Origin of the sequence: Aequorivita viscosa (genome assembly GCF_900106795.1) — a bacterium.
GTDB lineage: Bacteria > Bacteroidota > Bacteroidia > Flavobacteriales > Flavobacteriaceae > Aequorivita > Aequorivita viscosa.
Genome location: NZ_FNNS01000022.1, coordinates 1 through 15,282, shown reverse-complemented (window position 1 = coordinate 15,282; position 15,282 = coordinate 1). Strand labels below are relative to the sequence as shown.

Annotated in this window: 11 protein-coding genes; 3 read left to right on the top strand and 8 right to left on the bottom strand. The window is 37.6% G+C overall.

The window, feature by feature from the left end; translation table 11 throughout:
* Positions 1 to 8: 8 nt before the first annotated feature.
* The 4 genes from BLW28_RS12215 to BLW28_RS12200 all read right to left on the bottom strand — a co-directional run bounded on the left by BLW28_RS12215 (position 9) and on the right by BLW28_RS12200 (position 5,559).
* A complete protein-coding gene (locus BLW28_RS12215; RefSeq protein ID WP_073220523.1) occupies positions 9 to 515 on the bottom strand; it encodes a GNAT family N-acetyltransferase in 507 nt (168 codons plus the stop codon).
* A 284-nt stretch (positions 516 to 799) separates the two neighbouring features.
* Positions 800 to 3,556, bottom strand: coding sequence for a carboxypeptidase-like regulatory domain-containing protein (locus tag BLW28_RS12210; protein WP_073220526.1), 2,757 nt, complete (start codon positions 3,554 to 3,556; stop codon positions 800 to 802).
* 171 nt (positions 3,557 to 3,727) lie between these two features.
* The gene (locus BLW28_RS12205; protein ID WP_073220529.1) at positions 3,728 to 4,609 is read right to left on the bottom strand and encodes a GLPGLI family protein; all 882 of its coding nucleotides are present in this window, start codon (positions 4,607 to 4,609) and stop codon (positions 3,728 to 3,730) included.
* A gap of 173 nt (positions 4,610 to 4,782) precedes the next feature.
* Positions 4,783 to 5,559, bottom strand: a complete 777-nt coding sequence (locus BLW28_RS12200; protein WP_073220531.1) for a GLPGLI family protein — start codon at positions 5,557 to 5,559, stop codon at positions 4,783 to 4,785.
* Positions 5,560 to 5,743: 184 nt separating this feature from the next.
* Between BLW28_RS12200 and BLW28_RS12195 the strand changes: the two genes are divergently transcribed.
* Together BLW28_RS12195 and BLW28_RS12190 are read left to right on the top strand one after the other, a co-directional pair.
* The gene (locus tag BLW28_RS12195) at positions 5,744 to 6,547 is read left to right on the top strand and encodes a hypothetical protein (protein WP_073220534.1); all 804 of its coding nucleotides are present in this window, start codon (positions 5,744 to 5,746) and stop codon (positions 6,545 to 6,547) included.
* A gap of 1 nt (position 6,548) precedes the next feature.
* On the top strand, positions 6,549 to 7,163 hold the full coding sequence (locus BLW28_RS12190; RefSeq protein WP_073220537.1) for a deoxynucleoside kinase: 615 nt from the start codon (positions 6,549 to 6,551) through the stop codon (positions 7,161 to 7,163).
* Between the two features lie 150 nt (positions 7,164 to 7,313).
* Here BLW28_RS12190 and BLW28_RS12185 read toward each other — a convergent pair whose 3' ends face one another.
* Positions 7,314 to 7,526 (bottom strand): hypothetical protein, encoded by a 213-nt coding sequence (locus BLW28_RS12185; RefSeq protein ID WP_073220541.1) that lies wholly within the window; start codon positions 7,524 to 7,526, stop codon positions 7,314 to 7,316.
* A 288-nt stretch (positions 7,527 to 7,814) separates the two neighbouring features.
* Between BLW28_RS12185 and ppk1 the strand changes: the two genes are divergently transcribed.
* Positions 7,815 to 9,851, top strand: coding sequence for a polyphosphate kinase 1 (gene ppk1, locus BLW28_RS12180; protein WP_073220546.1), 2,037 nt, complete (start codon positions 7,815 to 7,817; stop codon positions 9,849 to 9,851).
* Between the two features lie 116 nt (positions 9,852 to 9,967).
* On the opposite strand, the gene BLW28_RS12175 is transcribed toward ppk1, so the two are convergent.
* The 3 genes from BLW28_RS12175 to BLW28_RS12165 form a co-directional block, all read right to left on the bottom strand.
* Entirely contained in the window at positions 9,968 to 10,978 is a 1,011-nt protein-coding gene (locus BLW28_RS12175) for an App1 family protein (RefSeq protein WP_073220549.1), read from the bottom strand.
* Between the two features lie 6 nt (positions 10,979 to 10,984).
* On the bottom strand, positions 10,985 to 12,250 hold the full coding sequence (locus BLW28_RS12170; RefSeq protein ID WP_073220551.1) for an MgtC/SapB family protein: 1,266 nt from the start codon (positions 12,248 to 12,250) through the stop codon (positions 10,985 to 10,987).
* Positions 12,251 to 12,546: 296 nt separating this feature from the next.
* Positions 12,547 to 14,916: a sodium-translocating pyrophosphatase gene (locus BLW28_RS12165; RefSeq protein ID WP_073220554.1), complete on the bottom strand. Its 2,370-nt coding sequence runs from the start codon at positions 14,914 to 14,916 to the stop codon at positions 12,547 to 12,549.
* Positions 14,917 to 15,282 lie beyond the last annotated feature (366 nt).

Below are 15,282 nucleotides of genomic sequence, written 5' to 3'. Positions count from 1 at the left end.
GGGAAAACTTATTTCAAAACTTTTTCATAAGCTTTTCGTGGACTGCCTCTAAAATATACTTCGCCACAGTAAACATAACCAGCATTATCAAAAAGTTGGAGCATTGGTTTGTTATCAAAATTTGTATCGGCTTTAATGCTGTTTATTTTATGGCTTCGGGCAAATTTTTCTATTTGAAAAAGTAATTCTTTAGCCTGTCCTTTCCCAAGCCAGTTTTCAGCGATTGCCACCCGATGAAAAACAACGAAATCATCGTTGGTGAGCCATTTCCCTTCAATTTTAGCGTACTCTGGTTCGTCGTTAATGAGAATGGCTACGTACCCGACAATTTCATTATTTTGCGTTAAAACATAGCCTGCACCTTTCTGAATATCCGCTGCAATGACTTCTGGATTTGGATAGCCGTCCTGCCACTGGTTGCTGCCATCGTTTTTTCTGCTTGCAATGGCGAATTGAAGAATCTCCCAAATTGTAGAGGCATCAGAGGGAGTAGCTTTTCTGAAATGATTGTCCATTTTCGATTTATAAATAAGAGGGGAATTTAAAGGTTTTGGATGGAAAATGATTTCAGAAAGAGGAAATTATTTGTTGTGAATATGTTCTAGATAGGTTTCACGCAGATGGCGCGGAGAAGACGCAGAGAACGCAGAGTTGGAGTTTTTCTTTGAGTCCTTTGTGAAAAACTTTGCGGACTTTGCGTGGAATCTTTCGGGATGTGGGTTTCACGCAGAGGGCGCAGAGGAGTCGCAGAGAACGCGGAGTTGGAGTTTTTCTTTGTAGCCCTTTGCGTGGAATTATTTTACAAATCATACTTAACCACAAACATCAAAATTCGAGGCATTACAAAATACTGACTAGTACTATTAAACTGGTCGCTAAAACTATCATTGTTCAACGACTTCGTATTTAATAAATTGGTGGCACGAACCGAAAATTCCCAAGGACTATCCCCTTTTTGATAGTATAAATTCGCATTTAGGAAAGAATATTCATTCTCAATGGTTTTTTTGTCGTTGGTATAATTATAAAAATCCCATTCGCCAGTGAGTTCAAAATCCTTGAGAAAACGGACATTGATATTTACATAAGGTTTATTGGTAAAATAAGTCTGCTCTATTCCGCCATTATCGTAGTCGTTTTTCATAAACTGGTAGCCGACTTCAAAATTTGGAAATTCTTTGAAGTTACTGATTACGCTAGCCATATAATTCTGAGTAAAACTTTGGCTTTCTTGAATTACAGTATTGATCGTGTTATTCGTTTTAGTTAGAAAAAGATTCGCGTTTACTTTAAACTGAATCCGTTTTATCCGTTTGCTAAAACTTCCCATCACCGAAAAGGTTTCGTCTGGAAAATTGCTGTCAAAATTTATCGGTGTACTTACCTGATTAATTCCCGCCAACAATGTATTTGTTTTAATGGCATCAATCTTTCGAGTGTAATTCAAATTTGCGCCAATGTTTGTATAATTAAAAAGATTAAAACTGAAATATGTAAGGTTATAAACGTGTGAAAGCGAACTTTCCAACGCTCTATTTCCACGGAAAAGACGGTTGTAATTATTAAAAACATAGGCTTGAGCATAATTGTTCACATCGCTATATTCTGAAGAAACGGCGTAGTTAAAGCGAAGATTTTCACTTTTCTTTAGTTCAAAAATCACGTTTAAATCAGGAAGTGCGCGCCAATCGGTATTTGTAGAAGTGCTGCCCAGTTGTTCATTTCGCAAGTTGTAATTGTGAAGTGTAATACCAGGTGTTATGGTAAACTTCCCTGTTTTTAATTTATAGTGAAGCCCAAGAAATACATCTGAAAAAGTATAAGAAACGTCATTATTGAAATCGTCCCCCTCAAAAGTATTTCGGTTGCCATTGTCCAGAATCTGGAATATTCCAGAGTTAAATCGTTGGTTGCTAAACGTAGTTCCCAAGGTGAAATTCAGGTTACTTACGTTATTAAGCACATAGTAATAATCTACTTTCCCGTCTACTTTGTTTGTTTTTACGGTTTTGTCTTGGTTGATGTTGTATCTGTCTGCTGGTTGCAGCGGGTCAAACGTATCAGCATTGCCATTGAAAGGATTTGAGGGGTCTAACTGTGTAAAAACTCCACGAAAAGGAATAGAATCCTGCACCGCTTGATAAAACGGATCTTCATTTTGATACAAATGTTGTAGTTGTGCTGCAAAAATATTTTTATCGTTTAAAGTGAAATAAGCATTTGCATTTTGATTTATGGAAAAAGGCTGGTTTTCCTTAGTTTCTGAAATATCGTTCTGACTGCCACCAACTATTGAAATCGTTGCGTCATCCTGACTTTGTTTTGAAGTTTTCACCAAGGCGTCATAATCCAGTTGAAAATTAGAGTTAGGCTTATAGGTGCTACTCAGCTTCAGCATTGCCAATTGGTTTCGCTGATTGTTTTCAGAATTCGTGTTTTCGGTAATTCCCGATTGGATATATTGGCGAATACTGTTGTTTACGATATCGGTTTTATTGTCGCTCAAAATTGCGAAACCACTTAAGTCTAGCTTTTCATTAACTGCATAACTGAAGTTTCCAGCAACAAATTTAGCTTCAATAGCCTTGGCTCGATCGTTTTGCGCTATGGCAAAACCTAAATCACTTTCGCGAATACTAAAGTTGGTGCCACCACCGCGATTGAAGTTTCTAAATCCTCCCGTAAACTTGAAATAATCCCTAAAAGTAAAGGGCACTTCGCCAATATTGTTGAAATCGGTAATGATGTTGATGCTGTATTTCGGACTGTAATAAAAGAGTTTGGGATGGGCTAAATAGCGACCATTTTCATCATTGCCAGCAGCAACTCCAGCTCCCGCCGTGACTTCTCCAAACCAAAAGTTCTTTTTTCCTTCCTTTAGTTTAATGTTGATTGCTACGTTATCTTGATCGTTTCCGAGGCCGCGCATTTGGTTTACTTCATTATAATTCCGAAGTACTTCCACTTTATCCACCGCATCCGCAGGAATGTTTTTGGTGGCGAGCTTGCTATCGCCATCAAAGAAATCCTTACCATCTACCATTACTTTCTGAACGGTTTTTCCTTCTACTTGTATTTCTCCTTCGTCATTAACCTCAACGCCTGGGAGCTTTTTCATTACGTCGCCAAGTTTTCGTTCATCGCCATTTGTGAAGCTATCGGCATTATAAACAATGGTATCGCCTTTTATGGTCACGGGCATTTCATAGACTAGCTCTACATCATCCAACTGATTTTCTTGTTCTTTCAAGACGAAATCAATTTGCATGTTTTGAGCATCAGTTGGTACTTCTATGGTCTTTTCTGAATTTTGAAATCCTAAAAAACTAGCTCTTAAAACATACGAATTCCCCTTTGGAAGATCTAGCTGAAAACGTCCTTCGTGGTTGGTGATGCCATACGATTCTGTTTCGCCAGAAGATTTAATGCTGGCGATTACATTGGCAAATTCTAAGGGATTTCCGATGGTATCTTTTATAGTTCCTCGCACTTTAATGCTCTGGGCAGAAAGTGAAAATGAGAAAATCAATAAGAGAAAGAGTAGGGTTTTATTCATTGAAGATGTTTTTTTTTACCACAGGGGCTGATTGAAAAAGAGTGAAGAATAGAGGGTAGAGAGTAGAGAGTAGAGAGTAGAGAGTAGAGAGTAGAGAGTAGAGAAAGTTCTTATTTTTTGCGACTTTGCGTCTTTGCGCGAATTAATTCTCGCAAAGTCGCAAAAAATTTCTTAGAATCCTCCACCTCGCCTACCACCACTATTTCTAAAGTTATCGCGCAGCTCTTCGGTTTTTTCTTTCACTATTTTAATGTACTCTTCGCGGGTAACTTCTTTTCCTTTTGTTGGGGCTTCAATTTTTTCGGCAGACTTTGGGTTCATTACAATTTTGGAACATAAAAGTGTAGTTCTGTGTACGTTTAATTCCAAGATTAATCCTGGAAGACCAGCATACTCCCCTGGACCGTTGCTTACCGGGATTTGTGGTGTGAACCAAGCGGTAACTTCAATTTCCTCTGGAATTTCAATCATATCCATAGGGTCTTCGATTTTTGTGGAGTCGGTTTTTACTTCGGCATTTTCCTTTTCTTCGTTTTTTCTATCCCGATTCCGATTTGGCCGTGCCATACTGAAATCGTTTGGATCAACTTTTTTAATTGCAGTCGCCTTAAAAGCAACATACTGACCAATTTGTTTAGACTCTTTACCCATTTTCCAATCTAAGTTTTTAATTGTATCTGTAACCAAGAATTGCTTTCCGAAGAATTCATTTTCCTCTACCATTTCTCCAGTTTTAAGGTTTTTATACTGAGGACCGGGCGTAAAACTTCCCATCATCATTCCAAATCTACCTCCGGCAGGATTGGCATCTAGTTTGACTTCTTCTTTATAAATGGATTCCTCCTTGTTAAAAGTGAGGATGTAGGTCTTTTCGAGCATGCTTTTCATTCGCTCGGCAATCATCTTTTTCATATCGTCGGTCATCTCCCGGTTATTGCCAAAAGCATCGAGATCGACAGTCGTTTTGGATTCGTAATAAGCTTGTCCGCTGATATTCTGAGCGAAACTTTGTAAGGAAAAAACTAGTAAGAATACTTGTAGGAATATTTTCATCTATTTATTATTTGAGTTTGTAGGAGTTAAAGACTATTTCCAGTTATTAAGACTTTTTAAAAGGCAAAAGGATTAATGGAATAAGACTAAAGAATGATATTTCAATCTAAATAAGGTCGTTGCTTTTTATTAAGACGACTGAACCCATAAATTGTTACTATTGAAAATCCAAATCAATTCCGACGCTTTGGAGTTTGAAAAGATTCCATTATTTCCTCATTCTTTTTTTCTAAAATAGCGGTAAATTCCTTTTGACTTACTTTCTTGCCTTTTGTAGGTTTTGTGATTACAACGGCTTCATCTGGATTTAGAACAATTTTGGTACAGAGAAATATCAAATTTCCATCTTGTACTTCAAGAATTAATCCTGGTAAACCATCATAATTCTTCGGGCCGTTTTTTATAGGAATTTGAGGTGTGTACCAAGCAATGATTTCTTTTTTATTTGAATCCTTATCCGATTCCTCATCACTGTTAGGCTTTGGAAGATAAGTAGCCTTAAAGCAAATATATTCGCCAATGGTTTTGCTTTCTTTGCTAAGTTGCCAATCTCGTGTCTCCAACTCATCTTGGATTAAAAATTGCTTTCCATACAATTCGGTTTCATCGATCAATTTGTTCTCCTTTATGTTTTTATAGAGAATTTCATCGTCGCCCACCACAGACATAGATACTGAAATCCCCCCCGTTTTAGGAGCAGGCTTATCGAGTTTGGCAAGTTTCTTAAATATAGATTCTTCTTGAGAAAAGTCCAGTTGGTATTGGTCTTGAAACCCACTTTTAAGCTGTTCCGCCAGCGCTTGTGTTCGTGGATCCTGAAGTTGTTCTTCATTAAAATCTGGATCATCAAATTTATACATGGAAGTATAAAATGCCCGACCTGTGATGTTTTGTGCTGAAATGGATGAGGAAAAAATACCGACAAACAGGGATAGCAAAAGAATACGCATATTAGTTATATTTTTAACGTGAACTCAAAAATAGACAAATTCTTAATTCATTATGACTTCCGATTGTAATTAAACTTCTTAATGAATTCAAAACTGAAATTAAATTTGAATCTTAAATTCAACCAAAACATTCCGCTACTTATTTCGTTTAAGGTATCTTCGCTTTAGCTACTTTTTCGCAGTTATGAGATTCATTTATTCCTTACTTTTCGTTTTTATCTTCCAAATTGGCTTTGGGCAGAGCGTTTCGCTTAAAAGTACGAAGCCTATTGCTATGGATCGTTTTGTAGGAATTGACAACTTCAAGAACGCCTACTTTCTAAAAGATCGAGTGCTTCACAAACAAGGTGAAGACGGTAATTTTGTCTATAACGCACTGCAATTAGGACGCATTACCACTGTCGATATTATCAACCCGTTAAAAGTGGTGATTTTCTTTCAAGACACCAACACCGTGGTTTTACTCGACAACAAACTCAACGAAATTGAGCGAATCAACTTCAATAATTTACCTCAGTTTTTGAATGTGAGCTCTGCTACAAATGCGGGCAGCAACAGTTTGTGGATTTTTAATATGGACACCCAGCAGTTGGAGCTTTACAATTATAGAGCGAAAATGCAAACAGTGGTTTCTCAGCCTTTTCCAGGAAAGCTGATGTCTCAGGCAAGCAATTTCAACTATTGTTTTACGCTTACGGAAAAGAAATTACGCGCTTTTAATGTATACGGAAGTCTTTTAAACGAAACAAAAAATGATGGGTACGAAAACATAGTTCAACTAAATGAAAACTTGGTAGCACTCAAAGAAAATTCGGTTTATTATATTCCAGATTTTGCAAAACGAAATGACGAAGAATTCAGGGAAACAGTAAAACTCGAACTTCCTGAGATGCCAATAAAGGACTTGCAGCTTACAAATGATTTCCTTTATATTTATGACGGCAAAAATTTGCACACTTTTACACTAACCCTCCCTAAGAAAGAATAATATGCACGTTGCGATTGCAGGAAACATTGGTTCCGGAAAAACTACCCTTACTCGTTTATTAGCAAAACATTACAAATGGCAACCTCATTTTGAAGAGGTGGACGACAATCCGTATCTAGACGATTTTTACAACCAAATGGAGCGGTGGTCTTTCAACCTTCAAATCTACTTTTTAAACAGTCGCTTTCGTCAAATATTAGATATTCGTGAAAAAGGGAAGAGTGTAATTCAAGATAGAACCATCTATGAAGACGCCTATATTTTTGCGCCCAACCTACACGCGATGGGCTTAATGACCAATCGCGATTTTGAAAATTACCGCTCGCTTTTTGAATTGATGGAAAGCGTAACCGAAGGCCCCGATTTACTCATTTACCTTCGCAGTAGTATTCCGAATTTGGTTAGTCAAATACACAAACGCGGTCGTGATTACGAAAACTCAATAAGCATTGAATACCTCAGCCGCTTGAACGAGCGCTATGAAGCATGGATTCACGGGTACGACAAAGGAAACTTGATTATTCTCGATGTGGACAACTTAGACTTCGTTGAAAACCAAGAGCATTTAGGCGAAGTAATCAACAAGATTGATGCGGAGTTGCATGGGTTGTTTTAGAGGAGACATTAGACTTCTAGACTTAAGACGTAGGACTTGGGATATTTAATCTACTAAAAGACTTGTCTTTTTCGAACTCCCGTTGGTAAAGTGATTGGTGTTTTTGTTGGATTCTAAACTTCCTTTTTAAAATTGGGAGTGAGTTCAACTTTATAACTCATCTATAAAATCTTTAGCAGAAGTGGTTTTTAATTTTCCTTTTTTGTATTTCTGAAGTTCTTCAAATCCTTCTCTCACATTCGCTTCGATTTCCTCCTTTGAATCTACTTCATAATCTTGTATTTGAACAAAATCCAAATTTTTAATGAGTTCCAAGAAAAACTGGAGCTTATCTTCTTCTACTTTCAAAAAAACTTTTTTCACTTTGAATAGTTTAATTATGTCAAAGACAAGTAATTATCAAGCTCATTTATCAAAACCTTCCTTGAAATGAACTTGTTAGTTCTAATTTGATTTTGCTGACAGACTCAATGAATTTCAATGTTTTTAGAACGAAAGTCTAAGGTTTTTGAAACCTTTGAGGTCTTTTCTTTTGATATATGCGACATACTTAAACCTTAACATTTCCAAAACAGACCGTTTCAACTTAAATCGTTTTCTTTGAATGATTAGGATTCTGAATTAAAAAGATACCCGCTTTCACGGGCAATTATGGCATCACTCTACAACACTAAATTTTACCACCGCGACCTTTCTTGGTTGCGATTCAATCATCGGGTTTTACAGGAAGCAGCCGACGAGCGAAATCCTTTATATGAACGCATCAAATTCCTGGCAATATTCTCTTCCAATCTCGATGAGTTTTTTCGAGTGCGGGTTTCGGATATTCGTCAGATAAAACATCTGGACAAAACCTTACGAAAAAGGCTTATTACAAAGCCCAATAGGGTTTTAAAAGAAATAAAGAAGCAAGTAGATATTCAACAGCAGGAATTCGGAAAAATCTTCAACAGCAAGATAATTCCAGAACTAGCAACTGAAGGAATTCATTTAATTCGGCAGAAAGATTTTTCAGCGAAACAAAAGGAAATCGCTGCTGATTATTATCAGAAAACGTTAAAAAACATCATTCAAGTAAATCACTTCTCTGCTAATGAGAAGCATGAGGTTTTTGTAAAAAATGAAACCTTATATCTAGCGGCGCAATTCACAGAAAATGAATTTGCAATGATAGAAATCCCAGATTCTGAACCGAGGTTTTTTGTGTTTCCTTCTGAAGATGATAAAACCTTTCACAGTACGTTTATCGACGATATTTTAAAATATAATCTCGAGAAAGAATTTTCAGAAACTGGAAAAATCTCATTGTATTCAATAAAAATATCCCGAGATGCGGAGCTTTATATTGAAGATGAATTTTCTGGAAATTTAATGGAAAAGATAAAAGCTGCTTTACCAAAAAGGGATACTGGCCAAGCAACTCGAATACTTATCGATCCTGAAATGCCTGAGGTTTTTCAAAAAATATTGAAACAGGTGCTGGATGTATCGCATATAGATGTAATAATTGGGGGGAGATATCACAACTTTAAAGATTTTATATCTTTCCCGAACCCGACAAAAAAAAATCTTTCAGCTGAAAAATTACCGCCTTTACCTCACCCTGTTTTAAAAGATTGTGATTCAATTTTTAAGGCAATAGAAAAGAAAGATCAGTTATTACATTTTCCGTATCAACGCTTTGACCCTGTTATCCAATTAATGGAGGAAGCAGCAACCGACCCAAGTGTGACAACCATACAAATGACTATTTACCGGACAGCTTCGGAATCGGCTCTTAACAAAGCGATTACTTTGGCTGCCAAAAATGGAAAGGATGTCACAATCTTTATGGAAGTAAAAGCCCGTTTTGACGAAGACAACAACCTTAAATGGGGTGCTATTTTCAAAAAACATGGCGTGAAGGTAATTTATAGTTATCCCGACATAAAAGTCCATTCTAAAATTCTTTATATTGAAAAGGAAATAGATGGAAAGGAAAGGCGATATGCATACATAGGCACTGGGAATTTCAACGAAAACACAGCCACGCTCTACACCGATTTTGGCTTGATGACGGCTCATAAAAAGATAACCAAAGACATTAAAAAAGTGTTTATGGTTTTGGAAGGAAAGATGATTGTGCCCAAAACAAAGGAAGTAATAGTTTCCCCTTTTTCATCCCGTCTACGATTTACAGAGATGGTTGAAAGAGAAATCGCCCTTGTAAACGCAGAAAAAAAAGGCTCTATAGCCCTGAAAATGAATAGCCTTGAAGACAAAGGAATGATAAAAGAGCTCTATAAAGCCAGCAATGCAGGAGTTAAAATTGAATTGTTAATTCGCGGTATGTGTTCTTTAGTTCCAGGCATTAAAGGGCAGAGTGAGAATATTCACATAACTAGTATTGTGGATAGATTTTTGGAACACGGACGTATTTACATTTTCGGAAATGATGGTAATACCGAGGTTTTTATCGGCTCTGCAGATTGGATGACGAGAAACCTAACCCACCGAATTGAAGTTATAACGCCTGTTCTAGACGAAGACCACAAAAAAACAGTCTTAGATGTAATAAATATCGAATTAGAGGATAATGTAAAAGCAAGAATCATAGATGCAGATCAGAAGAATGAATACGTGAGAAATTCAAAAAAAGAGGTCCGCTCACAATTGGCCATTTATCGATATTTTGAAAGCATGATTTGAAACACGACTAAAGAGAATCAGGAAACAAGACGGTTTGAATCATTTCGATTTGAAGCACGATTCAAGAGGTCCGCGACGCTAATAAAACCCTAAACAAAACCGTGGTGTATCGTGGGTTATTTAAGAAACCCCATTTGTCTTGCGTGCTTAATAGCTTCGGTGCTATTTTCTACGAGTAATACAGGTACGGTTTCAAACTTTTTAAAAAGTCCTTCTACGCGTATCATTTTCTTCCTATGGTTCACGCTTCGCATATAGATAGCCAGAATACGTTCGGGATGTGCTTCGGCTATTTCAATATAAATATCAGGGTCGTGTTCGCCGCTATCACCAATTAAAATAAAAGGTAATTTGGGATAGGTCTTCAGAATATTTTGGATTTCACGTTGTTTCTCGGGCTTCTCCCCTTTTTCTTTTGGCTGAAATATCGACGTAAAAGGATTGGCAAAATCCCGTAATAAAATCGGTCCTTTTGGAAAGTTATTCACACTTAAAAACAGCTCTAAGTAATTATATAAATTCCACGGGCTATGGCTTACATAAAATAGAGGATTGCAATTTTTCCCTAATTTCCCTTGGTGAAGTTTGGTATAAAAATCGGCTGCTCCTTCAAACGGAATTCGGTTTTCAGCACTTTTAAAAATGGTATTTTTCACCACTGCCCATTTAAATCGAGAAGTAAGTCCGGTGTGAAGAATAGTGTCGTCAATATCACTTATCACTCCGAAATTAGCTTCTTCTGAAGGAATCAAAACTTCACCCAAAAAGTTGTTGTTCTCTTGTATTTCCCTCCTTCCTATCTTATCATTAAATGAAATAATATATTGAAGCCAACCCTCATCATTCGTTAAAGGAAGTAGATTTTCAATCATTTCATCGATTAAAAAATATCCTTGTGAATCTGTAATTGTTTCAATAGTTCTATCGTCAGTAAGGGTAAGTGTGAGTTTGGCGTTTTTCACTTTATCAGTTTCAAAACGCTTCCAACTATTTCGCAACAAACTGAAAAAACCTGTTTTATTTAAATCTATTCCTTCGTCTTCAATAGCTCTGCCTTTCACATATAAATGGTTTGAGGTGCCATAACTGTGAAAAGTGATAATTTGTATTGGGTCTCGTTTAAACATAAGCGATTAAAAGTGCCAAGTATCGGGCCATAGCCACATTATTGTTAAACCAAAAGCAATAGTGATTCCAAATGAAATTCCTATCCATTTAGCCAATTGCCGTGTACCGAGAACGGCTGCCATTATACCTTTAAAAAGCAGGTTAGAAAGTGATGCCAATAAAATAAGTCGCCACCCTGTTGTTGTATTTAAGCCTCCCGTTTTCATCATTTGCGAAAGTGAAAGTGTTATCGCGTCAACATCGGTTAGGCCGCTAATAATAGCCACTACATAAAGCGCTTCATTGCCAAACTCTTGCTTGGTGAAAGCGACTGCCATGAGAATAGCGCCATAAAGCAATCCGAAGATTAAAGCACTTTTAAACTGCGCTGGATTTTCGGGTTCGGGCATTTTTTCATCCCCGCCATTTTTACTGATAATATAGAACAACCCCACACAAATTAACGCCATAATTGCAAAAACCGAGATAAGCGGCAAGATAATTTGCGATAGTTTTTCGGGAATTACGACTCCAACTTCAACCATAACCCGAACCATTGCAACTGCCGAAGCTGCTGTTATTACAAAGGCAGCTAATTTGTTGATGGCCTTTGATTCTTTTGTTTTTCGAGCGTAGCTAACAGTTGTTGCGGTACTGCTAATAAGTCCGCCTAGAATTCCGTTAGAAATTATCCCAACCTTCTTACCAACAAATTTGTAAATGAAGTACCCTATAACACTAATACCCACGATCAGGGTAACCATAAGCCAAATGTTTCTCGGATTTAATACATCGAGTGGCCCAAAGGTTTTATCGGGTAAAAGTGGTAGGATTACTAAAGAAATTCCAGCAAAAGTCATTATAGCTGCAAGATCTTTTTCTTCTAATTTATCAATAAAATTATGCAGGTGTTCCTTTAAATAGAGTAAAATAGCAACAGAACCACCAACTATTACAGCAATAACACGATCGCCCATAACTAAGTATGCACCAACGGCGAACATGAGCAGAGCGGCGACTTCGGTAGTTTGACCTATATCGGTATCGTTAAGTTTTTTGAGTTTTATAATATTGGCAGTAACTAACAACGCAGTAAGGCAGATACCGAGAACGGGAAGTATAAACGGGTTCTCAAAATCGCGCGCTAAAAAAGCCGAAAGCACTCCCATTATTGAAATAAGGGTGAAAGTTCGGACGCCCGCCATTTCGTGATCGCTTTTTTGGCGTTGAAGACCTACAAGCATCCCTAAACCGAGAGCAATAGCTAAAGTTATTATATCGTAGTAGTTCATGATAGTACTAAAATAGTGAAAAATTGACTTCGATAGATTTTGAAAACATCGATGATTTCCTTTTAGATTGACATAAAAGTAGTGCTTTCAAAACACTTAGCAGTCTTAGGTATGGGGTTTGTTGGGTTATTTGGTTAATCAAAAACACACATTTGACAATAAAAATCAGCAAGATTCAAATAGTTAAATTATAAAAGCCTGCAAGACTTCTAGATTCTTGCAGGCTTTTGATTTTTTGTCAACGACACTTTTACTGTGTTGAGACGTTGGTTTAAAATTATACTTAATTAGTTGTTTTAATTTTGAGGCGTTTCCGCATCTTTAAGTTGTGCACGAACTTCTGTTTCGTTTAAACTTTTTAGCGAAGAGGTTTCGGCGATAGTTGTGCTTTTTACGATGTTTTTAATTTGTTTTTCGGCAACAACCACAGTGTTTGCTTCACTATTTAAAATGTAAACTTCTTCAGTAGTGTCTTCGCTAGTTGTCGCTTCTATATCATGACCTCCAAGAATTGGTGCAATTACAAGTCCGATTAAACAAGTAAGTTTAATCAAGATGTTCATTGAAGGACCAGAAGTGTCTTTAAATGGGTCTCCAACGGTATCACCCGTTACGGCTGCTTTGTGAGCATCACTTCCTTTGTAGGTCATTTTACCATCAATCATTACACCTGCTTCGAAAGATTTTTTTGCATTATCCCAAGCACCACCAGCGTTGTTTTGGAAAATAGCCCAAAGCACACCGCTCACGGTAACCCCAGCCATATAACCACCTAACATTTCGGCAATAGCCATATTATTCATTCCAAAGAGCATCGGAACAAACGCAATAACAATTGGGAAACCAATAGTCATAATTCCTGGTAATAACATTTCCCTCAATGCGGCTTTAGTAGAAATATCGACACACTTGGCATATTCTGGTGTACCCGTTCCTTCCATTATACCAGGAATATCACGAAATTGTCGTCTCACTTCATTTACCATTTCCATCGCAGCTTTCCCTACGGCATTCATCGCCAAGGCAGAGAATACAACGGGAATCATACCGCCCACGAAAAGCATGGCTAACACAGGCGCTTTAAAAATGTTAATTCCGTCTATTCCTGTGAAAGTTACATAAGCAGCAAAAAGTGCTAATGAAGTCAATGCAGCAGAAGCAATTGCAAAACCTTTACCAGTTGCAGCAGTAGTATTTCCAACAGCATCTAATATATCTGTACGTTCGCGCACAATTGGTTCTTGCTCGCTCATTTCGGCAATACCACCTGCGTTGTCGCATATTGGACCAAAAGCATCAATTGCAAGCTGCATGGCTGTTGTTGCCATCATAGCAGAAGCTGCGAGTGCAACTCCATAAAAACCTGCAAAAGCGTACGACGCCCAAATAGCACCTGCAAAAAGTAATACTGAAGGGAATGTAGAAATCATTCCTGTTGCCAAACCTGCAATAACATTAGTTCCTGCACCAGTTGATGATTGTTGAACTATTTTAAGAATTGGTTTTTTACCCAAACCAGTGTAGTATTCAGTAATGGAAGAAATTACAGCGCCCACGACCAAACCAACTAGTGTAGCATAAAATACGCGCATGGATGAAATTTCTTGAAGTCCTTCCCCAAAGAAATCCATTTTCATAGTTTTAGGAAGCATCCATATTACTAGCACATAACACGAAATAGCCACTAGGATAATCGAAACCCAGTTACCAACATTTAATGCGCCCATTACTTGAGGTTCTTTTGCATCATTGCTTTTTATTTTCACCAACATGGTTCCAATAACCGAAATTATAATTCCTGCTCCAGCAATAGCCATTGGCAATAAGATTGGACCTATACCGCCAAAAGCATCTGTAATGGCACCGCCCATATCCTTAATTACATAGTTTCCTAAAACCATTGCGGCAAGCACGGTTGCTACATAACTACCAAATAAGTCGGCACCCATACCTGCAACATCACCTACGTTATCACCCACGTTATCGGCGATAGTTGCTGGGTTACGCGGATCGTCTTCTGGAATACCAGCTTCTACTTTCCCTACAAGGTCTGCCCCTACGTCGGCAGCTTTTGTGTATATACCACCTCCTACTCTCGCAAACAAGGCGATAGACTCGGCTCCAAGAGAGAATCCTGCTAATGTTTCAAGAACAATAGTCATGTCCATTGTGTTTGTCCATTCGCCGCCCATAAAAAAGTGGAAAAAGAAGATAAAAAATGCGGTTAATCCTAAAACTGCAAGCCCTGCAACTCCAAGCCCCATTACAGTACCACCGCCAAAAGATATTTTTAGTGCATTAGGCAAACTTGTTTTCGCCGCTTGGGTAGTACGCACGTTTGTTTTAGTAGCTATTTTCATTCCCATATTTCCTGCCAATGCAGAAAAAACAGCTCCAAAAACAAAAGCTACAACTATAAGTATATGTGTGGTAGGCACTACGAATGAAACAACTGCTAACGCGATACTAACGATAACAACGAATACAGCTAGCAGCTTGTATTCGGCATTTAGAAAGGCTAAAGCTCCCTCATAAATATAGTCGCTTATCTCTTTCATTTTACCATCTCCTGAGTTTTGTTTCATTACCCAAGAGCGTTTAACGGCCATAAAAATAAGGCCTAATACCGCCATTACAATTGGCGCATAAATCATCATTGATTCCATAAAGTTTTTAATTTAGGGTGGTTGTTTAAATTTTCACTTCCAAAAATAGAGAAATGCTTCGGAATACGAAATAGGAAAATGTAAGGATGTATTGGGAGGGCTAGAGGTTAGAGGTTAGAGGTTAGAGGTTAGAGGTTAGAGGTTAGAGGTTAGAGGTTAGAGGTTAGAAAGATAAAAGATTAGGCTTCACGGCAACGGAAAATTAGTTAAAAAAAAGGACGTAAGGCCGAACTGGAAATGAGTTCAAGGTCTTACGTCCTTTAAGTTTGAGTTCGGGACTATCTCATAAAGTGTGTTAGTTAAAAAAATAGCGGGGGCCGGCCCCCGCTATTTTTTTAACTAATTTTAAATTTTTACACATTATGA